Consider the following 24,907-nt stretch of genomic DNA (forward strand, 5'->3'; position numbering starts at 1 on the left):
ACCTCGACGGCCCGGTGCGGCCACCGAACTCACCAGCTGGAATCGGTGACCGATCCACCACGATGGCGTTCTACCGTCTCGGTATCGGTGAAGCGCATGCCGCTGCCGTCCGAGAACTCCCTGCGCTCCCGGGCATTCGGCGCAGCGGTCGGGGCCGGGATGGGTTCGGGTGCGCGCACCTCCGGCATGCCCTCGACCAGATCGGACAGCTTCGGCATCCGCGCCCGATGAGTTTCCAGTGGCGCCATCAGTTCTCGCGTCTTCCGAGCCACCTCGGCGCTGGCCTGCTGCGCGGCCTCGGTGACCGCCTTGGCGATCTCGGCATGGCTGAGATCCTCGATATCGGTCCCGAACTGGGTATCGATCACCGTGTTGTCGGCGTTCACCACCACCGTCACCCGCTTGCCGCGCACCGTCGCGCGGCCGGTCAGTTCGGCGCGCTCCTGCTGCAGCCGGGCGATGATCCGCATCTGTTCTTGGACGCCATCGAGGATGTCGGCCAAGTCCGCCTTGGCTTGCTCGTTCGTCATGTGGTCGGTGAGCCCCCTGGTCAGCGGATGCCGTCGCGGTTGCCGTGCTCCATGTCGCGCAGCAGATTCGCGGTCTTCGTCTGTCCGTCGCTGAAGTTACGGAACGTGCCCGCCACGTTGCGTCCGCCCTGGATCAGGTTGTCCCTGGTCGTGGTGTAACCGCCCGAGCCGTCCGGGCCGTTGGCGAAGTTGCGGCCGATACTGTCGTTGCCCCAGCAGTCTTTCCGCGCGTCGATCGACGCTTTCAATCTGTCGATGATGCCGGTGATCCGATGCTCGACATGCCCCGTCTTCTGGGCCGCCTTGCGGAACAGATGCTCGTCGAATTCGACATTGTCCGCCATCGCGTCCGCTCCTCCACCCTCGATTTCTTCCCATCCACGGTAACACCGGATGACTAATCACCAGTGACGCCAATGTGAACGGCACATTCCCCGGCGTTTGCGGGCAGACTCCGCGCGCAGGTCAGGCACAGTGCCGACGCGTCAGTTGCCCTCGGCGCCCCCGATTTTCGGGGCAGGACGGCAGTTCACAGTTCCACCATGAGGGTGACCGGGCCGTCGTTCACCAAGTCGATGTGCATGTGCGCACCGAACCGCCCGCTGGCCACGGTTGCCCCCAGTTCGCGTAACGCCTGCGCGAAGTGCTCGACGAGCGGTTCGGCCACCGCGCCGGGCGCGGCCGCCGACCAGGACGGGCGCCTGCCCTTCTTCGTGTCCGCGTACAGGGTGAACTGGCTGACCACCAGAATCGGCGCGCCCAGATCCGCTGCCGAGCGCTCCCCGTCGAGGACGCGCAATCGCCACACCTTGTCGGCCAGTGCCCGCGCGGTCGCCTCGGTGTCGGAATGCGTCACGCCGATCAGGGCGACCAGGCCGTGCGGCAGGCCGTCGGCCACCGGATCGATCCGGCCGACGACCTGCTCGCCGACGGTGACCCGCGCCGAACTCACGCGCTGCAGAAGGGCTCGCACAACCCTCGATCATGCCTTCCGCCGCGACGACGGCCGCCGCGCGGGTCCTCGACCGCCCAACGGCCCGGTCTGCCTGGCGGGATGCAGGTGCGCGCGGGCGGCAAGCATGACAAACTCGGTGCGCAGAAGATTGTGTTGCGCGGTTTGCCGCGTGTTGGCGGAGGATCATGCTGGAAACGAGGAGCGCGTTGGATCTGGACGCGATGGAGCGTCGGATCGCGGCGGATCGGTATGCGGCCCTCGACCGGACGGTCGAATCCGAATTGCGGTTGGCCACCTCGCTCGGCGAACTCGCCAAGGGGCTGATCGCCACCAAGAACAACGGCTCGACGCGCGACCGCACGAGGGAAGCGCTGGCGCCCGCCGAAGAAGCGGTGGGGATCCGCCTGCGCCTGCTGTCCAGGGGCCAAGTGCTTACGGCCCGCCTGGCCGGGGAGCTGAACGACGCGCTGCGTTCCTTCGAGCAGGCGGCGCGGCACGGCGGCCGCAGGGAGCTGGCCACCAGCACGATCCGGCGCGCCTGCGACGTCTACCGGCAAGTGGCGCGCGAGCACCCGGAGGTCGCAGGCCCGTGCGCCGACGGCCTGTCCAAGTGCGGTGTCTGGTTGGGCAGGCTGGACCAGGATGCCGCCGTGGCCGCGACGGAGGAGGCGGCCCGCATCCGCGCCGCCCTGGCCGCGGCGAATCCGGAGCTGTCCGGCAAGTACCTGGCCAGCCTGAGCACGCTGTTGCGCACGCTCATGGTCGGCCGGTCGCGCAAGCAGGCCATCGCCATGTACCGCGAGCGGTACGCCGCCTTCACCTCCACCGGCATGTCGATCCGGTTGCGCGCCTGCGGCATCCAGGACCTGGATCTCACCCCCAAAACCCAACGGGCGTTGGTCGAACTGGGTTGCCGCACCCTGGAGGGAGCCGGACGGCTCACCCAGCAGCAGATCATGTTCAAATCCTCCGGCGACCTGTCGACCGTCGAGGAGATCAACTGGAAGCTGGCCCTGGTCGGCCTGCGACCGCTCGCGCCGGGTACCGAGCAGGACCAGCCGTCCACACCGGTGCAGATCGGCTCCACCTTCGGCGCACTCAGCGTGTACCTGCCGGAACGGGACGCCATCGCCCAAGTGCGCGCCGCGATCATCGCGGCCTACGCCGTCGACGACGCCTATCCCTTGGACCGCGAGAGCTATCTCGGTACGCGCGAGTCGAAGTGGAAGATCCGCGAGCCGAAGGTGAACACCTCCCCCACCCTGGGCGACGACATCGTGCTGATCGACCAGCCCTTCGGCGGATGGGTGACGGTCATGAGCCTGAACTGGGAACTCACCCCGGTGGCGAAACATCCATTGGCACTGCGTCTCTCCCAGGACTGGCCGGTCGCGGCGATTACCGTCACGGAGGACGTGGCCTACGAGTTGTGCTGGTACGAGCGCGGCGCGGCCACCCAGTATGCCGCGCTCGGCCGCCCGGCCGGGCAGGCTCCCCTCGACAAACCGCTGGCACCACTGGATTTCGAGACACTGGCCTTGTACAACCCGGACCGGGCGACGGAGAGCAAACTGCGCGCGGCCTTCGGCAACACGAAGGTGTTCGCGAACCTCACGTACCTGCCGGACTGCGGCCTGCGCCAGATCAGTGTCGACACGCCGCTGTCCGAGCACGGCGATCGCGTGCTGTTCTTCCGCACCACCCCCTGAGAACGCCGCGGCGGTCTCGCTTCGCGGCAAGGTAGGGCATGCGGCGGCCTGCGTCGCGTCTCCTGCCGGTTACCGCACCCACCGGTAGGCCGCGGGCAAACGAATTCCTCGAGAACTTATTGAACGGAATGTTTGATCAACTCCATCGAGTGCTCTACTGAGACAACGCCCGCACGATGCACTGGATCACAGCACTGCTGCCGCAGCGCCGTCCGGGCGGCTTGGAAAAAGTCACACGAAGCTACCCGAGGGCTCTATGGACCAACTGGCGTTGGCGGACACCCCGACCGCCCGATGCGCCTACTATCGACACACCTGCGACCTGCCCGCCGGAGTTCATCCGGAGATAGGCCGAATCGTCCTCCGTGCCGGATTCGTCGGCGCGATCACGATGCCCGCCGGGTTGGGGCAAAAAGTCCGCGATGATCTTACCGACCGCCGAACTACGTTGGGTCCGATCATCTCTCATGTCCGGTCCAAACGCTGGACCTTCCTCACCCGGCCCGACTTGCCCGACGATGTCCGGCTGTTCGCAGAGCTGTTCCGTCTGAACGTCTCCATCGTGCCCTCCGGCGGCGAGATCGCCCTGCCGTCTCCCGCCGCGGCCGACGCCGGCTATCGGCACTGGATCGTGGCTCCTCAGAACGATTTCCGCCCCTCCGGCTCGTCCATCGTCGACACCGTACGCTCCTGTACCGGAACGGTCGGGCGATGACCACCGGGGCGGTCCTGCCGGCTAAACATCAGGTGCTGCAAGCCTGCCGAGGCGAAATGCACGAGAGCAACCCGCTGCTGCGCGGTGCGCACGAGCTCACCACGTTGCACGAGCGCAGGCTCAGCGCGGGACCCGAATCGCTCGACGAAATAGATGCGTTGCGCGCGAACCTGATTCGCGACATCGACCGCTGGATCACCGTGCAACTGCCCCCCGCTCACGGCGCGGCGCACGTGCACACCGAGACCGTCGGCGCCGTGATCGATCGCCTGGCCCAGTTCACCGCGAACGCGTACGCGGCGCTGGCCGGCGCTTCGGAGTGGGATCTGTGGGACGCCTGGCAGCGCTTGGCCGAACTGGCCGTCGGCTACGACGACCTGGCCGCCGAGGTCTGCGCGGGCGTGCGAAGACTCCCCGGCGCATCGTAGGTTCCGTCGCGGCTCCCCATCCGTAAAATCGAACGGGTGGGGAGTCCGGACGACCGAGGAGAGAAGCTCGCCTGGCACGCCAGGCGGGCGAGTTCGTTCGGCGCGCACGCCGCCGCGTACGCCGAGCACCGTCCCGATTATCCGGCCGCGGCCATCCGCTGGGCGCTGGCCCGCGTCGCCCACCGGCGACCGCTGACCGTCCTCGATCTCGGCGCCGGCACCGGCAAGCTGACCCAGGGCCTGCTCGAAGCGGGTGCCGTCGTGATCGCCGTGGAACCCGACGAGCACATGCGCGCCGAACTCACCTGCCGGTTCCCCGGCGTCACCGCCCACGCCGGTTCGGCCGAAGCCATTCCGCTGGCGGCCGATTCGGTGGACGCGATCGTCGCCGGGCAGGCTTTCCATTGGTTCGACTTGGACCGTGCCTATCCGGAGTTCCTCAGAGTGCTGCGGCCGGGTGGCGTTCTCGCCGCCCTGTGGAACACCGACGACAATTCCGTGGAGTGGGTCGCCGGGCTGAAAGACGTAGCCGGTTCCAGCGTGTCCACGCCCCAGCCACCGGGCGGACAGGTCGTTCTGCCCGCCCACTCGATCTTCCGCGAGCACCTGTTCGAACGGTCGACCTTCCCGCACCGGCAGCGGCGCACGGCCGAGTCCTTGACCGCGACCATCGGCACGCAATCGCACACGCTGGTGATCTCGCCCGAGGAGCGGGCCGAGGTGCTCGGCCGGATCATGGCCTATCTGCGCGAGCGGCCGGAGACGGCCCACGGCGAATTCGATCTGCCCATAGTCACTTCGGCGCTGCGAACAACGCTGCGCGCTGCGGACTGAACGGCTACTTACGCACACGAGATAGCCAGGCCACAGCGGTGACGACACCGTCGCCGCATGTGCGGGGCAGGCGGGGTCTCGACGAACTGCGGCGTGCGCCAAGCCGATGCGAGTAGCGGTCTACTCAGGTCACCGCCCACTGCCCGACCATACGCTGACGGCATCGTTCAGAACAGTCCGAACCCTGAGGAGAAGTAACCGTTCCACCCTCGCACGGGCACCGACCGGGCCCACCGCTTCGGATCGACGCGAAGGACGCGGGTGCAAGGAACGACGTCACCGATCCAGCGAACGCTGGGTATCGCCCGGTGGCGGGCCGGCGCATCGTGTCGGCACGCGCGGAGCCGGCGAGATCGACCAGGGAACCCTGGCGTCGGTGCGGCTCGTTTCCTCGCCGCGCAGTGTCGTCGAACCGGGGCAACTCGACAGCCGTGCTACTCCGGACGCAACGTCAGGATCCGGGGTCCGTCCTCCGTGACGGCGACCGTGTGCTCCCAATGTGCCGCACGACTGCCGTCTACGGTGACCACGGTCCAGTCGTCGTCGAGCACCTTCGTCTGGGTGGTGCCGAGCGTGAGCATCGGCTCGATCGCGAGCACCGATCCCACCACGAGCTTCGGGCCCTTGCCGGGCTCGCCCTCGTTGGCGAGGAACGGGTCGAGGTGCATCTCACGACCGATGGCGTGCCCGCCGTAGCCGTCGACGATGCCGTAGGCGCGCCCGTGCTCCTGCGCGGCCGCCCGGGTGCCCAACTCGATGGCGTGCGAGACATCGGTCAGCCGGTTACCGGGCAGCATCGCCGCGATACCGGCCTCCATCGACGCCTTGGTCGCCTCGCTGAGCAACCGATCGGCCTCGATGATCGTGCCGACACCGAAGGTCCAGGCCGAATCGCCGTGCCAACCGTCGAGAATCGCGCCGCAGTCGATGGAGACCAGGTCACCCTCGGTGAGGATTTCCTCCGCCGTCGGAATGCCGTGCACCACCCGGTCGTTCACCGAGGCGCAGATGGACGCGGGGAAACCGTGATAGCCCTTGAAGGAGGGCACCGCGCCCGCGTCCCGGATCACCTGCTCGGCGACCTCGTCCAGTTCCAAAGTGGACACGCCGGGCTTGGCGGCCGCGCGCACCGCCACCAAGGCGCGGCCGACGATCGCGCCGGCCGCCGCCATGGCATCCAGTTCGCCTGCCGTGCGGAACGGCACGACCTTCTTCTTGCGGTTGAAGACCATCCGGCCTCAGCGCTCCATCATGAGCCGGCTCAGCGGCCCAGCGCGCGCAGCGCCCGCGCGTTGACGTCGTCGACCTCGCCGACGCCGTCCACCGATACGACCAGGCCGTCGTAGTGGTCCAGCAGCGGCTCGGTCTCCTCGCGGTACACCCGCATCCGGTTGCGGATCACGCTCTCGTTGTCGTCGGCGCGGCCGCGGGCGAGCATCCGCTCGACCACGGTGTCCTCCGGCACGACGAAGCGCAGCACCGCGTCGAGACTGGCGTTCATGTCCTTGAGGATCTTCTCCAGCGCGTCGGCCTGATCGACCGTGCGCGGGTATCCGTCCAGGACGAAGCCGTTGGCGGCGTCGGGCTCGTTGACCCGCGCCTCCACCATGCGGTTGGTCACGTCGCTGGGCACCAGATCGCCCGCGTCCAGGTACTTCTGCGCCTCGCGGCCCAGCGGGGTCTGCTGGCTGATATTCGCACGGAACAGGTCCCCGGTGGAGATGTGCGGAACGCCCAGCTTCTCCGACAGCAGGACGGCCTGGGTGCCTTTACCGGCGCCCGGCGGACCGAGCAGAACAACTCTCACTTGAGGAACCCTTCGTAATTTCGATTCATCAGCTGGCTCTCGATCTGCTTCACGGTGTCCAAACCGACGCTCACCATGATCAGCACCGCGGTACCACCGAACGGAAGGTTCTGGGTACCGCCGGAGGCGCCGATATCGAGGAACAGGTTCGGCAGCACCGCTACCAGACCGAGGTAGATCGAGCCGGGGAGGGTGATACGACTCAGGACGAAGTTGAGGTAATCGGCGGTCGGCTTACCGGGACGGTAACCCGGGATGAAGCCGCCGAACTTCTTCATCTCGTCGGCGCGTTCCTCCGGGTTGAAGGTGATCGCGACGTAGAAGTAGGTGAAGAACACGATCAAACTGAAGTAGATCGCGATGTACACCGGGTTGCCGGGGTTCACCAGGTATTTCTGGATGATCTCCTGCCACCAGCTCGGATTCTTGGTGTTCTGCGACCCGGTCAGCTGCGCGACCAGGTTCGGCAGGTACAGCAGCGACGAGGCGAAGATGACCGGGATGACACCCGCCTGGTTCACCTTCAGCGGCAGGTAGGTCGAGGAGCCCCCGTACATCTTCCGGCCCACCACGCGCTTGGCGTATTGGACCGGGATCCGGCGCTGGCCCTGCTCGACGAAGATCACGGCCGTGATGATCGCCAGCGCGGCCACGCACACCAGACCGAAGACCAGACCGCCCCGGTTGTCCAGGATCGCCTTGCCCTCGCTCGGAATGCGGGCGGCGATGCCGGAGAAGATCAACAGGGACATGCCGTTGCCGATGCCGCGCTCGGTGATCTGCTCGCCGAACCACATCACCAGTGCCGCGCCCGCGGTCATCACGAGCACGATGATGATCATGCCGAAGATGCTGGTGTCGGCCAGGATGTCCTTCTGGCAGCCCTGCAGGAGCTGGCCACGAGCCGCCAGCGCGACCAGGCCCGTGGCTTGGAGAATCGCCAAGGCGATCGACAGGTATCTGGTGTACTGCGTCATCTTCGTCTGGCCGGATTGGCCTTCCTTGCGCAGTTCCTCGAACCGCGGGATGACGACGGTGAGCAGCTGGATGATGATGCTCGCGGTGATGTAGGGCATGATGCCGATCGCGAAGACCGACAGCTGCAGCAGCGCACCACCGGAGAACAGGTTGATCAGCTGGTAGATGCCGCCGGACTCACCGCCCGAGACCAGGTCGATGCACTCCTGGACCGCCTTGTAGTCGACACCGGGGGACGGCAGCGAGGCACCCAGCCGGTACAACGCGATCAACCCCAGCGTGAAGAGAATCTTCCGCCGTAAGTCCGGAGTCCGGAAGGCCGATACGAAGGCGGAAAGCACTGATCCTCCTGGCGAACGACATGGTCATGACATGGATATTCAGCGATGGTCCCTGCTCGACACAGAAGGGACGCCGAAAACCACGGCGAGGCTGGCAGACAACAATTGAACTCTAACAGTGGCACCGGACGAGCTCTTCACTCGTCCGGTGCCGCTGTCATGCAGAGTACCGTCAGCCCAGCTCGGTGACGGTGCCACCGGCCGCGGTGATCTTCTCCTTCGCCGCGCCGGTGACCTTGTCCGCGGTCACCTGGACCGCGACGCCGATCTCACCATCGCCGAGGACCTTGACCAGCTGGTTCTTGCGAACCGCACCGGCCGCCACGAGCTCGGCCTTGCCGACCTCGCCGCCCTCGGGGAACAGCTTCGCGATCTTGCCGACGTTCACGACCTGGTATTCCGTGCGGAACGGGTTCGTGAAGCCCTTGAGCTTGGGCAGCCGCATGTGGATCGGCATCTGCCCACCCTCGAAGGCGGCCGGGACGTTCTTGCGCGCCTTGGTGCCCTTGGTACCGCGGCCCGCGGTCTTGCCCTTGGAGCCCTCACCGCGACCCACACGGATCTTCGCGGTCTTGGCGCCAGGAGCCGGACGCAGGTGATGCAACTTGATGGTCATCGCGAGCCCTCCTGCCCGACTTCTTCAACGGTCACGAGGTGGCGCACGACGTTGATCAGCCCGCGGTTCTGGGCGTTGTCCTCGCGGACCACGGTCTTGCGGATTCCGCGCAGACCGAGGGTCCGAAGGCTGTCGCGCTGATTCTTCTTGGCGCCGATCGAACTCTTGATCTGGGTCACCTTGAGATCTGCCATTACTTGACACCTCCGGCAGCCTGGGCGCGCGCACGCAGCATGCCGGCAGGGGCGACGTCCTCGAGCGGCAGGCCACGACGGGCCGCGACCTCTTCCGGACGCTGCAGCTGCTTGAGGGCAGTGACAGTCGCGTGCACGACGTTGATGGCGTTGTCGCTACCGAGCGACTTCGCCAGAATGTCATGGATACCGGCGCATTCCAGCACGGCACGAGCCGCGCCACCGGCGATCACACCGGTACCCGGCGAGGCCGGACGCAGCATGACCACACCGGCCGCCGCCTCACCCTGAACCGGGTGGGTGATGGTGGAGCCGATCATCGGGACGCGGAAGAAGTTCTTGCGAGCCTCTTCGACGCCCTTCTGGATGGCCGCGGGAACTTCCTTGGCCTTGCCGTAGCCGACGCCGACCAGACCGTTGCCGTCACCGACGATCACCAGGGCGGTGAAGCTGAAGCGCCGACCACCCTTCACGACCTTGGAGACGCGGTTGATCGCGACGACCCGCTCGAGCTGGTTCTTCTCCGCGGCGCTGTCGCGACGGTCGCCGCCGCCCCGACGGTCGCCGCCACCGCGACGGTCGCCGCGGCCGCCCTCGGGGGCGCTGCCATTCTGTCCGGCGGGTCCGCTTCCGCCGTCACGCCTCTGACGTCCCGGCATCAGACGTTCCTTCCGTTCATGATCAGCTGAACGCTCAGCTGTGTTTCCTGGATGCTCCGCAGGCTACGCATCAGAATTTCAACCCACCTTCGCGAGCGGCATCGGCCAGTGCGGCGATCCGGCCGTGGTAGTCGTGCCCACCACGGTCGAACACGACGGCCTCGACACCGGCGGCCTTGGCACGCTCGGCCAGCAGGGCGCCGACCTTCTTGCTCTTGGCCGACTTGTCGCCCTCCAGCGCACGCACGTCGGGCTCGATGGTCGAGGCGGCGGCGATGGTCTTGCCGACCGAGTCGTCGACCAGCTGCGCGTGCAGGTGGCGCGAGGAGCGGTTGACCACCAGGCGCGGACGCTCGGTGGTACCCGCGACCTTCTTGCGCAGGCGGAAGTGACGGCGCGTCTTCGACAGACGACGCTGCGTCGACACGTCCTTGCCCAGGGGGATGCGCTTGGCCTTCTGGTTTTCGGTTTGCGCCATGATCACTTACCCGTCTTTCCGACCTTGCGGCGCACGACCTCGCCGGCGTAGCGGATGCCCTTGCCCTTGTACGGGTCGGGCTTGCGCAGGCCGTGGATGACCGCCGAAATCTGGCCGACCTTCTGCTTGTCGATTCCGGACACGGAGAACTTGGTGGGCGACTCCACCGCGAACGTGATGCCTTCGGGAGCCTCGATCGGCACCGGGTGGCTGTAGCCGAGAGCGAACTCGAGGTTCTGGCCCTTCAGCGCGACACGGTAACCGACGCCGAAGATTTCCATCTTCTTCTCGTAGCCCTGGGTCACACCGACGATCATGTTCGACACGAGGGTGCGGGTCAGGCCGTGCAGCGCGCGGCTGCGGCGCTCGTCGTCCGGGCGGGCGACCTCGAGCTGGCCGTCCTCCCCCTTGGCGACGGTGATCGGCTCGGCGACGGTGAGCGACAGGGCGCCCTTGGGCCCCTTCACCGCGACGTCCTGGCCGTTGATGGTCACATCCACACCGGCCGGAACGGCGATGGGCTTCTTACCAATACGCGACATAGTCCTGCTCCCTTACCAGACGTAAGCGAGGACTTCGCCGCCCACGCCCTGCTTGGCCGCCTGCTTGTCGGTGAGCAGGCCGGAGGACGTGGAGATGATCGCCACGCCGAGGCCGCCGAGCACCTTGGGCAGAGTGGTGGATTTCGCGTACACGCGCAGACCGGGCTTGGAGATACGGCGCACGCCGGCGAGGCTGCGCTCGCGGCTCGGGCCGTACTTGAGGTCGACGACGAGGGTCTTGCCCACCTGCGCGTCCTCGGTCCGGTAGTCGGCGATGTAACCCTCGCGCTTGAGGATCTCGGCGATGTTCGCCTTGAGCTTCGAGTGCGGAGCCTTCACCTGATCGTGGTACGCCGAGTTGGCGTTGCGCAGACGTGTCAGGAAGTCTGCGATCGGATCAGTCATGGTCATGGTTCGACCTAGACACCTTTCTCGCCGCGGTTCCCATACAGCGCCGCCATGCACATCGGCATGACCAGCGGTGGGCCTACGACAATTCGGATGGTCCGGTCGACCCTTGCCGACCGGAGGAGGTTCGATCGCCCGAGCGCACGCATGCGGACATGGAGCTGCCCAGGCAACCGCTCTAGTGTAGGCAACGGGTTCACCGGGGCAAAATCAGGGGCGGCGAGAGGCCCGATTCACTGGACTCACGACCAGCGGAAACAGCCCGTGACCGGGCTAACATAAGGACCATGTCGAGTCCAGGCATCGAACGACCCGACCTCCCGGAGTACATGACCTGGGAGGAACTCGAACAACTGCCCGAAGAGATCGCCGGGCAGATCGAACTCTGGGACGGGCGTGTCGTCTGGCTACGCCAGGGGCCTGCGGAACATCAAGCCTTCACATTCGCCCTGACCAGCGCCCTGAAGCGAAGCGCACGCGAAGGCATGGCGAAGCAGCCCGAGCGCTGCTGGCGCGTCGACTTCGAAACCAATGTGTTCTTCGGCAAGACCGGAAAATCCGACTTCGTGACACCCGATTTTCTCGCCTATCGCTGCCTGGACGCTCCTTATCAGGACATCCGAGCCGAAGACGTCGTACTGGTCGGCGAGGTCCTTTCTCCGTCGAACACCCAGACCGACATGGAAGCCAAGCGAGCGCGTTACGCCAGGTCGGGTATCCCGTGGTACTGGGAGGTCAGGCTCGAGCCGCAGCGGAGCGCCATCGCCATGGTCCGCGCCTACGCCCTGGAGACGACCCCCGGCGAACTCCCGCCTGGGGTCCACCCATTGCGCCCCGCAAACTACCTCGTAACCGGCGAATGGACACCGAAGGACTCCGACGCCATCACCATCGACTTCCCGTTCCCGATCCACATCCCCTGGTCGGATCTCGAGTTCTGACGGGCTCGGGGGACCTGGCCTCTGCTGGTCCGAGCCATCGCCGCACGCCTGGAGGTGGAACCGGCGAATCAGACACAGGTTCGTTGAATTGTTGACGCGAACCAATGAAGGAGCCCCAGGCGCATGAGAAGCTCAGAGGCGACACTGGGGCGTTCGTGGCGAAGCATACGGCTCGTGATGCCCACAGTCGGTGCAAGGCGAGGAAGGACGACGGGCTCACCGAGCCCAGTGTGCATATGCCTCTCGAGCGAATCACGGCCTACGCCGATGCTGAAGATTTGGCCGTCATCGAGGACGCGGCAAGGCGGACCGGTGTCGACAGTGCGGAAATCATTTACGACGCTATTCATCTGGCCGCGAAGCGAATCCGCCGCCGATCTCGGCCGGTACGCCTGAAGCGTTTTGCCAGCGGCGATCCCACACTTGCCGCACGCGTCGACGACATTCTCGCCGGTGACTGCAAAAACAATCCGGACCGGCGATGACACGCGATACCCGCGAGTGGCGTACGTAATTGCGGCAAACGCGAGTAGACCCCTCGACCGTGTGCCACTCGTATACGGACGCCGCACGTTCGCTCGGCACAACGTGGCGTTGGGTTGACGGTCCCAGGTAGAGGCGCTCGCACGGGAGTCGCGGCAAACCGATCGCGCCGCCAGGGACAACTATGAGATCGGCAGCGGCGCGCACGGCGCGCCATTCCTGGAAGAATGAACCACAGTGAAGTGGTCCAAGTCGCGGTAGTCCAATACCCGGAACCCGTCTGCAGAGCGCGGAGGCCGACCATCGTTCACACTCTCTCTGAAACATGAGCCGCGGCCGTTGGTGCTGAACCTGACGGCGGCCCCTACCTGCCCAATGGATGATCGGTGATCGAGCGAACCGACGGAGCGTTGTCCGGCGTTCCAGCCGCAGTGCACGGAAGGCCCATCCAGTTACTTGGCCACACGCGCAGCGCGGCTGGTCACCTCGCCCCTCGGCGACCTCTACCCGGCAAGACCGGGTGATGGTTTGATCGCCCCACTGACCTCGGGAATCCCCAACCGTGACCTGAAGAGCATTGACCAGCAGCAGAAGGACCTCTAGTGTCATCTGTGACAGTAATTTCATCTGCGACATCTGCTGAGCTCGGTGGATACGCGATTGAGGAGGGCGTCGGATGGCCACCGCGATTCACTGTGTCGATGCCGGCCAGGTATCCACCGCAGAGCTGGCGCAGCTCGAGAACCTAGTGCAGCAGCTCGCGCCGTCAGAACTGCGCGAGCTGCTGCAGGCACTCGTCAGCAACGTCGTCGCCGGAACCGATGTCGCAATGTTCGGGACCGGCGCGGTATGGACACCCGCGCAAGTCGCGCAACGCCTGGGGATGAGTCGGACACACCTGTACAAACTGCTCGACTCCGGAGAGCTGCCATCCTTTCGAGTGGGGCGCGATCGCCGGATCAATGTGGAGGATGTCATCGAATTCGAACGCAACCGCCAGCGTGACCGCCGAGAACTCGCCGAGCGTTTCGCGCATCTCGATCGGGTGCGCGCCGGGGCTATCGACGAACTGATGGATGAGATCTGACCTTACCGAACCGGTGAGTATGTCGTCGACGAGTAGGGGCGCACGACCTTGTCTGGCAGCATCGTCGCGTGTCCCCTTATCGTCGTGCCCGCCCCACTGTCCGCGTGCTCGCGGAAGATCTCTTCACGGATTGGACTGAGCCGCAGGCGATGCGTGCGGTGGCGGACGGCATGTGGAGCCACCTGCACCCGTTCAGCGAACTCCCACACCCCTTGCTACGCAAGGCGGCCGAGCTGTACGGGTCTGATCCCACAAATGACCCCGCACCCCGTTTGATTGCGTGCTCCGGTGATCTGAGGCTGCAGGAGTTGCGGAACTCCCAATGGCGCGCGGGGCTGTGGACCGACCCGGAGACCGGTGTCCGATGGATATGCGCAGCGGGGCTCGCGAAGGGAGGGCACAAAGATGGTGCGGACTTCTATCAACGGCTCGGCGCCATCGTCGAACGCACTGGCGGTGCCGAGCTGCTGCCGACCGAACTCGATCGCAGGCTGTTCAAGACCGAGAAGGGCGCTTGGCTGATCACCCGGTGGGAATTGCGGCTCCAGCATGAAGTAGCCGAAGCACTAGGTAAGGCCGGTCAGGGTGCCGGTTGCCAGCTGGACTTCGCACATCCGGTGCGTTCGGGATCGATCGGCACTGCCCAGCTCACCGTCGCAGCAGACGATGGCTGTGAAGAGCTGGTCATCGAGTTCGACCTCGACAACGAATTCGCGACAAGTCAGCTCGGCTGGCTGCTGACAATGCGCGTACTCGTGTCGCTTTCACCGCCGGTTCAGAGCTGGGATCGCTACGGCACGTCGTATTCGACCATCGCCGAGCCCGGCCACAGCCGAACGCAGGTGCAACGGCTACGGATGGTGTCGGCGCGGGAGGAGCTGCTGGCGCAAGAACTCGGCAAGGTCGGTCATCGAGTTCATACCGAACACCTCACGGCGGCCACGATCGACGGGAAAGCTTCGCGCGCGCTATGCGGGGTGTTCTTCGTGCCCATGCAGGACCACACCGGCCTCGAGGAGTGCGTGGAATGCGCTGCAAGGCTTGCCTACTTGCCCCGGTGATCTGTCTCGTCACCCACACCGCAGACGGACCGGAGTACGACTCCATATCGACCGCCTGCGACGACCGCGCGCCCTTGTAAGCCGGAAAAGGCACGACTGCCGCGACTCGAACGAAGCGCTCCGCCGTCTCGGTCATTCAGTCGTCTTGGGGTGACCCGTGCCGGCCGCCTTTATCCACAGCGTGCGCCGTCTGGTATCGACGAGATACCAGACGCGCCCGCCACCGGTGACTTCGATGCCGGCAAAGTCCACCTGCACGGACTCAACTCCGGCTGCGCGTAAGCGCGAATAGCAGAAATACAAGCGCAATCGTCACCTCACGGGCAGTGACACCAGGATCGAAACGCCTAGGCCCAGCCAGGAGATCGCGATGCCGATTCCGAACTGCCGAGCGTCGCCCTTCAACAGCAACAGGACACGGATGATCGTCCTCGGTAATCGTGCGAACCGACAGAGCCTTGTCCGGCGTTCCAGCCGCAGTGCTTGGAAGATCAGTCGTCACCGGGAAGCCGGAGGCTGATCGCCGGGGTATTCCTGATACGTCCTGAACTGATCGAAAATATTCGGATCGGTACCGGGAAGCTCATGATGGAACGGCAGGTTCACATAGTGATCGAGATCGGTTCGAGGGCGCGCAAGTTGCCAGCACCTCCGTTCGTCGTCTGGCAGTCGCTCACGGAGGCTCATCGGCCACAAGCTCGGCCCTGGCTCAACTTGCTATCCGATGAAGTCGAACCCAGAATCCTGGAGGCGGAAGAACCCACCAGAGTCGTGTGGTCATCACTGTGGCCGAGCAGGCCCAATGACCAGGTGCACTTCGAGCTCACGACTGTTCGGGACGGGGAGACCTTGCTGAGGTTCACCTTGCTGACTCCAGATGCAGCCCCGGACCTGAGCAGGACCGGACACCTTCGGCGGCGGCTCAATCAACTGCTCTTCGCTGATCTTCGGCTCTCCTACGGCCAATAGTTGTGCGGAGCACTCAGCGCAGCGCGACCTTCGCGCCGCGAGAAAAGGCCGAATCGTGCAATTCCAGCGCGGCGGGGTTGGCGCCGGGTGGCACATCGAAGACCACGACGAGCTGGATCGAATTGCCCGGGTTGATCTCGGCGGTCATCGCCGCGGAATCGTTGACATTGATGCCGGCCACGGTGTCGTTCTCGAACTTGCGGCCCTGATCATCGATCAGCTTCTGATTACTCGCCCAATAGGACTGCGCGCGGTTACCGATGTTGGTGACGGTCAAATGCACCTGGATGTACTGCCCTTGCGCGGTTTTCTGTAAGTACGGGTTCGAGCCGACGGTTTTCACCGGCGGGTCGACGGCGGTCACCGTGAACTCGAACTTGCCGTCGCGCACGGAGGTACCCGCGGCCGCGGTATCCGATTTCGGTGGCTCGCCGACCGGCGCGGGCGCACCCGGCGGCGCGGATGCGGTGGTAAAGGTAGCCGCGGCCGTGTCGGATTTGTCGCTACCGGAGAGGGCGGCCACGCAGCCACCGAACCCACACAGCACCAATACGCCCACGATGACGAGGATGATGATGACGGCGGTGTTGTTCTTCTTCGCCGGTGGCGGCGGTGGATAACCAGGCTGCGGGCCATAAGGTTGCTGCGGAAAATTCGGTGTCGTCATCGGAATTCCTCTCAGGGGCGGTAGGTCTCGTGAATCCATGTGCAGCCGTCGACGATCACGACGTCACCGTCGCGCAAAGTCACGTATGACGGGCCGGAGTACGACTCCATGTCGACCGCTTGCGACGATCGCGCGCCCTTGTAGGGCAGCCAGGTGATGAAGCAATAGCCGTAGTCGTTCGAGTTGGGTCCCGTGGTGCTGTACAGGCCGGGCAGGACGTCCTCGCCGACGACTTGCGTTCCGTCGTTCAGCCAGGTGCGCGGGGCGGCTTGCGCTGAACCGGTGGCGGTGAGCGCGGTCAACGCCGCTGCGGCGGCGGCCACGCCGATTTGTCGAATCATGTGATTCTCCAGTTGCTTCAATGTATTCCGGTGAAGTTGATCCAGCGCGGTCGGCGCCGTGTGACACAACGATCGCAGTGCCGGTGGGCGACTATTACAGAGAATCGGTGATAAGCACGGTTATCGGCGTTTACGATAGGTCGGTGAAATGCGGGCCTCCTACTGTCGGCCTCAGTTACACCGGAGGAAGACGAGGGGTGCCGATGGACTATCCGACGACCGAACCGACGCTGACATTGCAGGACATCGCCGATCTGGCGAAGGTGCGGCGCGCGGTGGTCTCGATGTGGCGCAACCGCCCGATAGTGCGCGGGCAGGAGATGCCGTTTCCGGCGCCGGTCGAAGAGATCGCAGGCATCGCCCGCTATCGCCGCGCCGACGTGGTCGACTACCTCGACCGCACGGGCCGGGGGAACAACGCCGAGCATCGTCTCGATGCCGCCGCAGTCGCGGTGCCCGATGGTGTGGGGCTGGAGGAGCTGGTGACGTTGCTGTGCCTGCGGCAGCTCGTCGGCGACCTCGACCAGGCCGCACCGCAGGATTGTGTCGAGCGGGCGCGGGAAGTCGACCCCGACGACGAACTGCTGGCCCGCGAGGTGGCGGATCTGCGCATCACCCCGCAGGTGCTGGACTTCATCGAGGAACTGGTCTCGTCGAGCTACGGCGGCGCCGACGCCCTGGCCAAACTCGAATCGTCGCGGGTGGGACGGGAATTGGCGACCCGCGACCTGACTTCCGCCGCGGTGTCGTTGTTGCGGACGGTGGTGGAGACCTGCCGGCTCACCCTCGACCCCGAAGGCGCTCAATTGGTCTCCACGGGTGATGCGCCGGGTCTCGTTCTCGCCTTGGCGGACAATGCGATCGAGATCCAGGCACTCGGTGACACTCCACCGGCGCGCGGCTTGCGGCGCCGCATGGCTATTCGCGAGATGGATCAGGCCACGGGGCTCGGCCCGCGGGTGTGGCTGGTGTCGGTGGTCGGGGAGAACCCGGTAGAGGCGCTGGAGCGGGTGGACGATGTGCTGGTCGGTCTCGGTCCCGGGGAGATCGCCGTGGTGCTGGGTGCGGCGGCCGTGCTGTGCGATGCGATCCCGCGAGCCGGGGCACGTTCGAACAACCCGGAGGGCAAACGAGCGGACACCCTGCGAATCGGGGGCCTCGCGGCGGCCTTGCGGTTGCCGCGCGGCATGTGGAAGGAAGCACATCGCCAGGCGCTCGGGGTATGGGTGTTCTGCGGCGGCGCCGATATCGACCGTCCGGTGGTCGCCGATCTCGGGACGGTGCTCCCCGCCGACCTCGATCACGACGCCCTGGCCGCCGACATCGCCGCCGCGATCGGCGACGGCTCCGACCGCGCCGCCCGCGCCTACCGGTACGGCCGGGTGTGCAAGCGCGGCGACATCTTGGCCGGTCACGCCGTGGTTCCGCCGGGCATCGGCGCGGTCCGGATGCGGGCGCCCGAAGCGGCCGGCGAGCTGAACCGGGTCTATGCCGCGACCCTGCTGACCTCGGTCGCGCCGGGCAGTTTCGATGTCACCGCCAGCGCGGGGAACGGCGGACTCCAAGTGCTGTACCGGTCGCTGGGAGAACTGGCCGATCGCAAAGCCCTGCGCATGCTGACCGGGAACAAGATCGCCCCGCGCGACACGGACGAGCGCGGCACGGTCGGTGTCCTCAGCGCCGACGGCAGCACCGATCACCTGAGGTTGGACCCCTTCGACGCACAGCGTCTCTACCACCGAGCCCGGCGAACCGAACCTGGCGACGTGGTATTCAGCGAGCATCCCCCGCGCGCACGCGTCGATGAAGTGGGCGGCAACCTGGTCGCGTCCCCGTCGCGGATTCTGCGGTTGACCACCGATGCCGGCATCGGCCCCCGAGCGCTCGCGGCCCTGATCAACGAGCTGCCCGCCCATCAGCGGGAATGGAAGTCGTGGAATGTCCCCCGGCTCGGCGAAGATGAGCGGGAACGCTTGGAGTCGGTGCTGGCCGATGCCGCCGCCTACGAGGCGCAGCTGCGGGCCCGGCTGGCCGCGGTCGCCGAGCTGCGGCGCGCACTGATCGAGGGGGTGGGCGCGGGCACCGTGCGCTTGGCCGCGCCGTGTGAGCCGATCGGTTTATCGGCACGATGAAGTAGTTGTCGGGAAACGAGAAGAAGGAGCCCTGCGGGTGCCACCGAGGAAGAGGCAGGAGTCGTCGGCGCCGTCGACGATGAAGGAACTCAAGGACACGCTGTGGAAGGCGGCCGACAAACTCCGGGGGTCACTATCTGCCAGCCAGTACAAGGACGTAATCCTGGGGTTGGTGTTCCTCAAGTACGTGTCGGACGCCTATGACGAACGACAGGAGGCCCTGCGGACGGAGTTCGAGGGCGTCGACGAAGAGCAAATTCAGGGCATCCTGGACGATCCCGACGAGTACCGCGGTTACGGCGTGTTCCTCGTGCCGCCCGTCGCACACTGGGATTTCCTGGCGCACAACGCCAAAGGACTCGCGGCCGTGGACGACCAGCCGGCGAAGTCGATCGGTCAGCTGATCGACGAGGCCATGGACGCGGTGATGAAGGCCAACGATTCCCTCGTCGGCACACTTCCCCGGCTCTACAACAAGGACAATATCGACCAGCGTCGGCTCGGTGAGCTGGTCGACCTGTTCAACAGCGCCAAGTTCAGCCGTCAGGGCGAGCACAAAGCCCGCGACCTCATGGGCGAGGTGTACGAGTACTTCCTGGGCAACTTCGCCCGCGCCGAGGGCAAACGCGGCGGCGAGTTCTTCACCCCGCCCAGCGTGGTGAAGACGATCGTCGAGGTGCTGGAACCCTCGCGAGGCCGCATCTACGACCCGTGCTGCGGTTCGGGCGGCATGTTCGTGCAGTCGGAGAAGTTCGTCGAGTACCACGACGGCGACGCCCAGGACTTGATGGTCTACGGCCAGGAAGCCATCGAAGAGACCTGGCGGATGGCGAAAATGAACCTGGCCATCCACGGCATCGGCAACAAGGGTCTCGGCGCACGCTGGGGCGACACATTCGCGCGCGACCAGCACCCGGACGTGCGGATGGACTACATCATGACCAATCCGCCGTTCAACATAAAACATTGGAGCCGCAACACCGACGACCCACGCTGGGTCTACGGCGTGCCGCCGGCCAATAACGCCAACTACGCGTGGATTCAGCATGTGCTGTACAAACTCGCGCCGGGCGGCAGCGCCGGTGTGGTGATGGCGAACGGGTCCATGTCGTCGAATTCCAATGGGGAAGGGGATATTCGAGCGCGGATCGTGGAGGCCGATCTGGTGTCGTGCATGGTGGCGATGCCTACGCAGCTTTTCCGGTCCACGGGGATTCCGGTGTGCGTGTGGTTCTTCGCCAAAGATAAGTCGGCGGGGAAGGGTGGGGCTGTGGATCGGCGGGGGGAGGTGCTGTTCATCGACGCTCGGGAACTCGGGTACATGGTGGACCGGGCCGAGCGGGCGTTGTCGGATGAGGATATCGCGCGGATCGCGGATACGTATCATGCGTGGAGGGGGACGCATTCGGCGGCTTTGAAACAGGCCACGTATGAGGATGTTCCCGGGTTTTGCAAGTCAGTTACGGTCGATGAACTAAAGGCGGCGGACTATGCGCTGACTCCTGGCCGATTTGTGGGATCCACTGCAGGAACGGTCGATGATGAGCCGCTCGATTCGAAAGTTCATCGTTTGCAGACCGAGCTATTGGCAGCCTTCGATAAGTCTTCACATTTGGAATATGTTGTTCGTCGCCAACTGGAGCGGATCGGATGATGGATTGCTGTTGGACTACCGCGCCGATCGGTAGCGTCGTTGAGAACGGAGAAGTTTCCTACGGCGTGGTTCAGCCCGGTGGTCATGATCCGAACGGCGTTCCGATTGTGCGTGTCAAAGATCTTGGATCTGGAACTATCGATACGAAAGAGCCATTGCGGATAGCTCCGTCGGTGTCGAAAATTCACAGTCGAACCATCTTGAGGGGCGGGGAAGTTCTCGTATCAGTCGTGGGCACAGTAGGGTTGGCCTCCGTCGTACCATCGGGCTTAGCCGGTTGGAATGTTGCCCGCGCTGTCGCGGTTCTTAAGCCCGCCTCTGTCACAGCTCGGTGGCTCCAGCTGTGCTTCAGCGTACCGTCCGTTCAGCAGTCCATTCAGGGCTATTTGAATACAACAGTTCAGGCGACTCTTAACCTGTCGGATCTTAAAAAAATTCAGATCCCCATCGCTTCCAATGCAGAAATGAATGCGATTTCGGAGGTGCTGGGAGCGCTCGATGACAAGATCGCCATAAACGATCGAATCCTGGCTCTTTTGGATGAATTGGTACGTGCATCATATCAACTCCTACCGAACTCGGGCCAGACACTCCGAAATATCGCCAATCAGGTTAGAGTCCAGGTTGATCCAGATGCAGTCAACCCTTGTACCAGGTACGTTGGGCTCGAGCACCTGCCACGCCGGAGAGCCTGGGCCAACGAATTCGGATATGCCGCTGATGTATCGAGTGCAAAGTCCGCCTTCTCGGGAGGTGATGTACTTTTCGGAAAGCTTCGGCCATACTTTCACAAAGTTATTTCGGCCGGATACTCTGGCATCTGTTCAACGGACATAATCGTGTTGCGCGCCAAAGATCCTGCGCTGGCCGGGCTGGTTCTTGCAGCCGCCAGTTCTGATGAGGCAATTCGCGCCTGCACGGCATCGTCGGAAGGCACCCGCATGCCTCGAACCAGCTGGAAAGACCTGGGTGCGGTCCAGATTCGTAATCCAGGAGGTGCCGCTGCCATGGAATTCAGTGAGTCGGTGATGTTGCACTCGAGGTTTGCGCACACTCTGATAGAAGAATCGGCTGTCCTCGCCCGCACCCGCGACGAGCTCCTCCCCCTCCTCATGTCCGGAAAACTCCGCGTCAAGGACGCTGAGAAGAAAGTGGAAGCGATAGTCTGATGACCGAGCGCGTGGGTGTCACGGAATCCGATCTGGAGCAGATGATGCTGGATCGGCTGGCTGATTTGCAGGGGTGGAAACCGCTGGCGGGCACCGATATCGCGCCTGGGAGTGACTTGGGGCGGGAGTCGTGGGCGGATCTGGTGTTGCCTGCGCGGATGCTGGATAAGATGCGGGAGCTGAATCCGGAGGTTCCGCCCGAGTATCTGGAGCAGGCGCGGGGCGCGATTCTGGCACCGGAATCGGCGGCACCGGTGGACGAGAACTTTCGGCTGCACAACATCCTCGTCGACGGATACCGGGGCATCAGCTACGTCGATCACCGTGGGGTGGAACAGAATCCGACGATCCGATTGATCGGCGAGCGGGTCGAGGACAACGAGTTCCTGGCGGTCAACCAGGTGACGATCCGGTCGCGGGATGTGCAGCGGCGATTCGACGTCGTGCTCTACCTCAACGGCATGCCGGTGGTGATCGCGGAGCTCAAGACCCCGAGTTCGCTGGCAGCGGATCTCGCTTCGGCCCACGCGCAGCTGGCGACCTATCTGGACGATTTCCCGATGGCATTCCGGTTCACGGTGCTCACCGTGATCAGCGACGGCATCAATGCGCGCTACGGCACACCGTTCACCGAGCTCTACCACTACTCGCCGTGGAACGTCGACGACAACGGCGAACCGTTGCAGCCCGGCACCCGAGTCGACGACGAGGACGCCGGAATCCAGCTCGAATACCTCGTCGACGGCGTATTGCAAACCGAGCGCTTCCTGCAATTGCAGCGCAACTACGTGGCATTCGCCAGTACCGCCAAAGGTCTACAGAAACGAATTGCCAAACCGCACCAGTACTTCGCGGTGAGCAAGGCGGTCGGGTGCACCATCGAGGCGGAACGCACCGACGGCAAAGCCGGCGTCGTCTGGCACACGCAGGGCTCGGGCAAGTCGATGGAGATGGAGCTCTACACCCATCTGATCAGCACCAGGCCGGAACTGAAGAACCCGACCGTCGTGCTGGTCACCGACCGCAACGAACTCGACGGACAGCTGTTCGAGGCGTTCCAGCGGTCGCAGCTGCTGCCCGAAGACCCGAAACGGATCGGCAGCCGGGGGGAGCTGCGCACCGTGCTGGCCGACACGCAGACCGGCGGCATCTACTTCACGACACTACAAAAGTTCGGGATCTCCAAAGAGGAGAAGGAATCCGGGCTGGAGCATCCGTTGCTGTCGGAGCGGCGCAACGTGATCGTCATCGTCGACGAAGCGCACCGCAGCCACTACGACGATATCGACGGGTATGCCGCGCACCTGAAATCGGCGCTGCCCAACGCGACGCTTATCGCGTTCACCGGCACTCCGATTTCGCACGAAGACCGCAATACCCGCAAGGTTTTCGGCGACTACATCGACGTCTACGACCTGGCCCGGGCGGTCGACGACGGCGCCACCGTGCGGGTGGTGTTCGAGCCGCGACTGCCGGAAGTGCGCGTGACCGAGGACGTCACCGACGCCGAGATCGACTCCGCCGCCGATGCCGCGGTGCTCGGGCTCGATGACGTCGAGCGGGCCCGCATCGAAAGATCCGTCACCGTGCTCAACGCCCTCTACGGCGCACCCGAGCGGCTGGCGAAGGTCGCCGAAGACATCGTGACGCACTGGAAGAGTCGGCGCGAGGTGATGCGGGAGTTCATCGGCGGGCACGGCAAGGCGCTGATCGTCTGCGCCACCAGGGAAATCTGCGCGAACCTCTACGAGGAGATCATCGCCCTGGAACCCGAGTGGCATGCGGACTCGCCGAAACAGGGCGTGGTCAAGGTCGTCTACTCCGGTAGCGCGAAAGACCAGCTCCCGATCAAGAAGCATGTGCGGCGGGAATCGGAGAACAAGAACATCACCACCCGGCTGAAAAAGGCCGACGACCCGCTGGAACTGGTGATCGTGCAGAACATGCTGCTCACCGGCTTCGACGCGCCGCCGCTGCACACGCTCTACCTGGATCGCCCGATGCAGGGCGCGCTGCTGATGCAGACCCTCGCCCGGGTGAACCGCACCTTCGAAGGTAAACAGGACGGCCTGGTGGTGGCCTATGCGCCCATCGCCGACAGCCTCGAGAAAGCGCTACAGGAATACACCCGCACAGCCGGCCGCGAACAGCCGGTCAAACAGAGCCCCGACGAGATCATCGAGGCCACCAGACAGCTGGTCGCCTCGCTGGACGCGCTGTGCTCCGGTTATCCGTGGCGGCGGAAACTCGGTCCGGGCGCGGGCCAGTGGATGAAGACGATCAACGGTCTGCTGGAATACCTGCGCTCCCCCGCGACGCCCGGCAATCAAGTGCCGGAGGGACAACCGACGCTCGGCGACCGGTTCCGAACGTTGGCCAACGAACTGGGCCGCGCCTGGGCCGTCGCGCAAGGCGCGCAGAACTTGGCCGACCTGCGACCCGCGGTGAAGTTCTACGAGCAAGTGCGCGTCTGGATGGCCAAATGCGACGCGCAGCAACGCGAGGCCGAAGGCCGCCCGGTTCCGGCCGAAATCAAGCGCATGCTCGACAAGCTGCTCGCCGATTCCACGGCATCCGGGCGGATCATCGATATCTACGAGGCGGCCGGGATGCCGAAGCCGTCGCTCACCGATCTGACCCCGGAATTCGAAAGCAGGGCACGCGAAGCCGAGAACCCGCACCTGGCCATCGAAGCCCTGCGGGCGGTGCTGACCGCCGAGGTCCGCCACAGCACCCGCAACAACCTGGTCCGGCAAAAGGCGTTCTCCGAGCGTCTGCGCGAACTCATGAACCGATACACCAACCAGCAACTCACCTCCGCCGAGGTCATCTCCGCGCTGATCGAGCTGGCACGAGAAGCCGCGCAAGAGCGCCACCGCGGCGAGAATTTCACCCCCGCCCTCGACGAGGACGAACTCGCGTTCTACGACGCGGTGCACGAAAACGAATCCGCTGTCGTGGAAATGGGCGACGACGTGCTCGGCCAGATAGCCCGCGACCTGGTCAAGGTGATGCGGCGCGACATCAAGACCGACTGGACCGTGCGCGACGATGTGCGAGCCAAGCTGCGGTCATCGATCAAGCGGCTGCTCATCAAATACAAGTACCCCCCGGACAAGCAAGCCGCCGCCATTCGGCAGGTGATCGACCAGATGGAGGTGCTGGCACCGAAGTTCGCGGAGGAACGCAGGAGTGGAGCGGCGTAGTGA

At 64.9% G+C, this 24,907-nt stretch carries 28 protein-coding genes; 13 read left to right on the forward strand and 15 right to left on the reverse strand.

Features of this window, described 5'->3' with window-relative positions; genetic code table 11:
• Window positions 1-29 precede the first annotated feature (29 nt).
• From ACT89H_RS19110 to dtd, 3 genes are all read right to left on the reverse strand, one after another.
• Window positions 30-530: a YbaB/EbfC family nucleoid-associated protein gene (locus tag ACT89H_RS19110; RefSeq protein WP_445109974.1), complete on the reverse strand. Its 501-nt coding sequence runs from the start codon at window positions 528-530 to the stop codon at window positions 30-32.
• A 20-nt stretch (window positions 531-550) separates the two neighbouring features.
• Entirely contained in the window at window positions 551-874 is a 324-nt protein-coding gene (locus tag ACT89H_RS19115) for a hypothetical protein (protein ID WP_445109975.1), read from the reverse strand.
• 185 nt (window positions 875-1,059) lie between these two features.
• Entirely contained in the window at window positions 1,060-1,503 is a 444-nt protein-coding gene (dtd, locus tag ACT89H_RS19120; protein ID WP_445109976.1) for a D-aminoacyl-tRNA deacylase, read from the reverse strand.
• A gap of 167 nt (window positions 1,504-1,670) precedes the next feature.
• Between dtd and ACT89H_RS19125 the strand changes: the two genes are divergently transcribed.
• From ACT89H_RS19125 to ACT89H_RS19140, 4 genes are all read left to right on the forward strand, one after another.
• Window positions 1,671-3,194, forward strand: a complete 1,524-nt coding sequence (locus ACT89H_RS19125) for a hypothetical protein (protein ID WP_445109977.1) — start codon at window positions 1,671-1,673, stop codon at window positions 3,192-3,194.
• Between the two features lie 391 nt (window positions 3,195-3,585).
• Complete coding sequence (locus ACT89H_RS19130; RefSeq protein ID WP_445109978.1) at window positions 3,586-3,909, forward strand: hypothetical protein; 324 nt, start codon at window positions 3,586-3,588, stop codon at window positions 3,907-3,909.
• Entirely contained in the window at window positions 3,906-4,337 is a 432-nt protein-coding gene (locus ACT89H_RS19135) for a DUF4254 domain-containing protein (protein WP_445109979.1), read from the forward strand. The genes ACT89H_RS19130 and ACT89H_RS19135 overlap by 4 nt, the downstream gene beginning before the upstream one ends.
• A 36-nt stretch (window positions 4,338-4,373) precedes the next feature.
• The gene (locus ACT89H_RS19140; protein WP_445109980.1) at window positions 4,374-5,171 is read left to right on the forward strand and encodes a class I SAM-dependent methyltransferase; all 798 of its coding nucleotides are present in this window, start codon (window positions 4,374-4,376) and stop codon (window positions 5,169-5,171) included.
• A 434-nt stretch (window positions 5,172-5,605) separates the two neighbouring features.
• Here the strand turns inward: ACT89H_RS19140 and map are convergent, their stop codons facing one another.
• From map to rpsH, 9 genes are all read right to left on the reverse strand, one after another.
• Window positions 5,606-6,403, reverse strand: a complete 798-nt coding sequence (map, locus tag ACT89H_RS19145) for a type I methionyl aminopeptidase (RefSeq protein ID WP_445109981.1) — start codon at window positions 6,401-6,403, stop codon at window positions 5,606-5,608.
• A 29-nt stretch (window positions 6,404-6,432) separates the two neighbouring features.
• Window positions 6,433-6,978, reverse strand: coding sequence for an adenylate kinase (locus ACT89H_RS19150; protein WP_445109982.1), 546 nt, complete (start codon window positions 6,976-6,978; stop codon window positions 6,433-6,435).
• Window positions 6,975-8,297, reverse strand: a complete 1,323-nt coding sequence (secY, locus tag ACT89H_RS19155; RefSeq protein ID WP_445109983.1) for a preprotein translocase subunit SecY — start codon at window positions 8,295-8,297, stop codon at window positions 6,975-6,977. Before secY ends, ACT89H_RS19150 begins: the two co-directional genes overlap by 4 nt.
• A gap of 172 nt (window positions 8,298-8,469) precedes the next feature.
• Window positions 8,470-8,913 carry a 50S ribosomal protein L15 gene (rplO, locus tag ACT89H_RS19160; protein WP_445109984.1) on the reverse strand — a complete coding sequence of 148 codons (444 nt, stop codon included), beginning with the start codon at window positions 8,911-8,913 and terminating at the stop codon, window positions 8,470-8,472.
• Window positions 8,910-9,107 carry a 50S ribosomal protein L30 gene (gene rpmD / locus ACT89H_RS19165; protein WP_445109985.1) on the reverse strand — a complete coding sequence of 66 codons (198 nt, stop codon included), beginning with the start codon at window positions 9,105-9,107 and terminating at the stop codon, window positions 8,910-8,912. The genes rplO and rpmD overlap by 4 nt, the downstream gene beginning before the upstream one ends.
• On the reverse strand, window positions 9,107-9,766 hold the full coding sequence (rpsE, locus tag ACT89H_RS19170; RefSeq protein ID WP_159922822.1) for a 30S ribosomal protein S5: 660 nt from the start codon (window positions 9,764-9,766) through the stop codon (window positions 9,107-9,109). The genes rpmD and rpsE overlap by 1 nt, the downstream gene beginning before the upstream one ends.
• Before the next feature lie 70 nt (window positions 9,767-9,836).
• Window positions 9,837-10,244, reverse strand: coding sequence for a 50S ribosomal protein L18 (rplR, locus tag ACT89H_RS19175; protein ID WP_445109986.1), 408 nt, complete (start codon window positions 10,242-10,244; stop codon window positions 9,837-9,839).
• A gap of 2 nt (window positions 10,245-10,246) precedes the next feature.
• On the reverse strand, window positions 10,247-10,786 hold the full coding sequence (rplF, locus tag ACT89H_RS19180; RefSeq protein WP_445109987.1) for a 50S ribosomal protein L6: 540 nt from the start codon (window positions 10,784-10,786) through the stop codon (window positions 10,247-10,249).
• A 12-nt stretch (window positions 10,787-10,798) separates the two neighbouring features.
• Window positions 10,799-11,197, reverse strand: a complete 399-nt coding sequence (gene rpsH, locus ACT89H_RS19185; protein ID WP_445109988.1) for a 30S ribosomal protein S8 — start codon at window positions 11,195-11,197, stop codon at window positions 10,799-10,801.
• A 284-nt stretch (window positions 11,198-11,481) separates the two neighbouring features.
• Between rpsH and ACT89H_RS19190 the strand changes: the two genes are divergently transcribed.
• The 5 genes from ACT89H_RS19190 (at window position 11,482) to ACT89H_RS19210 (ending at window position 14,766) form a co-directional block, all read left to right on the forward strand.
• Window positions 11,482-12,135: a Uma2 family endonuclease gene (locus ACT89H_RS19190; protein ID WP_445109989.1), complete on the forward strand. Its 654-nt coding sequence runs from the start codon at window positions 11,482-11,484 to the stop codon at window positions 12,133-12,135.
• 236 nt (window positions 12,136-12,371) lie between these two features.
• Window positions 12,372-12,620, forward strand: coding sequence for a hypothetical protein (locus ACT89H_RS19195; protein WP_445109990.1), 249 nt, complete (start codon window positions 12,372-12,374; stop codon window positions 12,618-12,620).
• A 454-nt stretch (window positions 12,621-13,074) separates the two neighbouring features.
• On the forward strand, window positions 13,075-13,221 hold the full coding sequence (locus ACT89H_RS19200) for a hypothetical protein (protein ID WP_445109991.1): 147 nt from the start codon (window positions 13,075-13,077) through the stop codon (window positions 13,219-13,221).
• A gap of 73 nt (window positions 13,222-13,294) precedes the next feature.
• A complete protein-coding gene (locus ACT89H_RS19205) occupies window positions 13,295-13,705 on the forward strand; it encodes a helix-turn-helix domain-containing protein (RefSeq protein WP_445109992.1) in 411 nt (136 codons plus the stop codon).
• A 104-nt stretch (window positions 13,706-13,809) separates the two neighbouring features.
• Entirely contained in the window at window positions 13,810-14,766 is a 957-nt protein-coding gene (locus ACT89H_RS19210) for a DUF3039 domain-containing protein (RefSeq protein WP_445109993.1), read from the forward strand.
• 132 nt (window positions 14,767-14,898) lie between these two features.
• On the opposite strand, the gene ACT89H_RS19215 is transcribed toward ACT89H_RS19210, so the two are convergent.
• The 3 genes from ACT89H_RS19215 to ACT89H_RS19225 all read right to left on the reverse strand — a co-directional run bounded on the left by ACT89H_RS19215 (window position 14,899) and on the right by ACT89H_RS19225 (window position 16,743).
• Window positions 14,899-15,024, reverse strand: a complete 126-nt coding sequence (locus tag ACT89H_RS19215; protein WP_445109994.1) for a hypothetical protein — start codon at window positions 15,022-15,024, stop codon at window positions 14,899-14,901.
• Window positions 15,025-15,748: 724 nt separating this feature from the next.
• Window positions 15,749-16,402 carry a DUF4352 domain-containing protein gene (locus tag ACT89H_RS19220; protein ID WP_445109995.1) on the reverse strand — a complete coding sequence of 218 codons (654 nt, stop codon included), beginning with the start codon at window positions 16,400-16,402 and terminating at the stop codon, window positions 15,749-15,751.
• A gap of 11 nt (window positions 16,403-16,413) precedes the next feature.
• On the reverse strand, window positions 16,414-16,743 hold the full coding sequence (locus ACT89H_RS19225; protein ID WP_445109996.1) for an Rv1352/Rv1906c domain-containing protein: 330 nt from the start codon (window positions 16,741-16,743) through the stop codon (window positions 16,414-16,416).
• Window positions 16,744-16,946: 203 nt separating this feature from the next.
• On the opposite strand from ACT89H_RS19225, the gene ACT89H_RS19230 reads away from it, so the two are divergent.
• From ACT89H_RS19230 to ACT89H_RS19245, 4 genes are read left to right on the forward strand one after another with little or no spacing between them, the layout of a single operon-like run.
• The gene (locus ACT89H_RS19230) at window positions 16,947-18,875 is read left to right on the forward strand and encodes a hypothetical protein (RefSeq protein ID WP_445109997.1); all 1,929 of its coding nucleotides are present in this window, start codon (window positions 16,947-16,949) and stop codon (window positions 18,873-18,875) included.
• Window positions 18,876-18,912: 37 nt separating this feature from the next.
• On the forward strand, window positions 18,913-20,529 hold the full coding sequence (locus ACT89H_RS19235) for a class I SAM-dependent DNA methyltransferase (RefSeq protein ID WP_445109998.1): 1,617 nt from the start codon (window positions 18,913-18,915) through the stop codon (window positions 20,527-20,529).
• A complete protein-coding gene (locus tag ACT89H_RS19240; RefSeq protein ID WP_445110066.1) occupies window positions 20,529-21,698 on the forward strand; it encodes a restriction endonuclease subunit S in 1,170 nt (389 codons plus the stop codon). Before ACT89H_RS19235 ends, ACT89H_RS19240 begins: the two co-directional genes overlap by 1 nt.
• Window positions 21,698-24,904, forward strand: a complete 3,207-nt coding sequence (locus ACT89H_RS19245) for a type I restriction endonuclease subunit R (protein WP_445109999.1) — start codon at window positions 21,698-21,700, stop codon at window positions 24,902-24,904. Before ACT89H_RS19240 ends, ACT89H_RS19245 begins: the two co-directional genes overlap by 1 nt.
• The last annotated feature ends 3 nt before the right edge of the window (window positions 24,905-24,907 follow it).

This window comes from Nocardia aegles (assembly GCF_052545135.1).

What these genes read in the sequence shown, in the direction of transcription:
- ACT89H_RS19110 (WP_445109974.1), bottom strand. Translation starts at nt 530, where the DNA reads ATGACGAACGAGCAAGCCAAGGCGGACTTGGCCGACATCCTCGATGGC.
- ACT89H_RS19115 (WP_445109975.1), bottom strand. Translation starts at nt 874, where the DNA reads ATGGCGGACAATGTCGAATTCGACGAGCATCTGTTCCGCAAGGCGGCC.
- ACT89H_RS19125 (WP_445109977.1), top strand. Translation starts at nt 1,671, where the DNA reads ATGCTGGAAACGAGGAGCGCGTTGGATCTGGACGCGATGGAGCGTCGG.
- ACT89H_RS19130 (WP_445109978.1), top strand. Translation starts at nt 3,586, where the DNA reads ATGCCCGCCGGGTTGGGGCAAAAAGTCCGCGATGATCTTACCGACCGC.
- ACT89H_RS19135 (WP_445109979.1), top strand. Translation starts at nt 3,906, where the DNA reads ATGACCACCGGGGCGGTCCTGCCGGCTAAACATCAGGTGCTGCAAGCC.
- map (WP_445109981.1), bottom strand. Translation starts at nt 6,403, where the DNA reads ATGGTCTTCAACCGCAAGAAGAAGGTCGTGCCGTTCCGCACGGCAGGC.
- rplO (WP_445109984.1), bottom strand. Translation starts at nt 8,913, where the DNA reads ATGACCATCAAGTTGCATCACCTGCGTCCGGCTCCTGGCGCCAAGACC.
- rpmD (WP_445109985.1), bottom strand. Translation starts at nt 9,107, where the DNA reads ATGGCAGATCTCAAGGTGACCCAGATCAAGAGTTCGATCGGCGCCAAG.
- rpsE (WP_159922822.1), bottom strand. Translation starts at nt 9,766, where the DNA reads ATGCCGGGACGTCAGAGGCGTGACGGCGGAAGCGGACCCGCCGGACAG.
- rplR (WP_445109986.1), bottom strand. Translation starts at nt 10,244, where the DNA reads ATGGCGCAAACCGAAAACCAGAAGGCCAAGCGCATCCCCCTGGGCAAG.
- rplF (WP_445109987.1), bottom strand. Translation starts at nt 10,786, where the DNA reads ATGTCGCGTATTGGTAAGAAGCCCATCGCCGTTCCGGCCGGTGTGGAT.
- rpsH (WP_445109988.1), bottom strand. Translation starts at nt 11,197, where the DNA reads ATGACCATGACTGATCCGATCGCAGACTTCCTGACACGTCTGCGCAAC.
- ACT89H_RS19190 (WP_445109989.1), top strand. Translation starts at nt 11,482, where the DNA reads ATGTCGAGTCCAGGCATCGAACGACCCGACCTCCCGGAGTACATGACC.
- ACT89H_RS19195 (WP_445109990.1), top strand. Translation starts at nt 12,372, where the DNA reads ATGCCTCTCGAGCGAATCACGGCCTACGCCGATGCTGAAGATTTGGCC.
- ACT89H_RS19205 (WP_445109992.1), top strand. Translation starts at nt 13,295, where the DNA reads ATGGCCACCGCGATTCACTGTGTCGATGCCGGCCAGGTATCCACCGCA.
- ACT89H_RS19220 (WP_445109995.1), bottom strand. Translation starts at nt 16,402, where the DNA reads ATGACGACACCGAATTTTCCGCAGCAACCTTATGGCCCGCAGCCTGGT.
- ACT89H_RS19225 (WP_445109996.1), bottom strand. Translation starts at nt 16,743, where the DNA reads ATGATTCGACAAATCGGCGTGGCCGCCGCCGCAGCGGCGTTGACCGCG.
- ACT89H_RS19230 (WP_445109997.1), top strand. Translation starts at nt 16,947, where the DNA reads ATGGACTATCCGACGACCGAACCGACGCTGACATTGCAGGACATCGCC.
- ACT89H_RS19240 (WP_445110066.1), top strand. Translation starts at nt 20,529, where the DNA reads ATGGATTGCTGTTGGACTACCGCGCCGATCGGTAGCGTCGTTGAGAAC.
- ACT89H_RS19245 (WP_445109999.1), top strand. Translation starts at nt 21,698, where the DNA reads ATGACCGAGCGCGTGGGTGTCACGGAATCCGATCTGGAGCAGATGATG.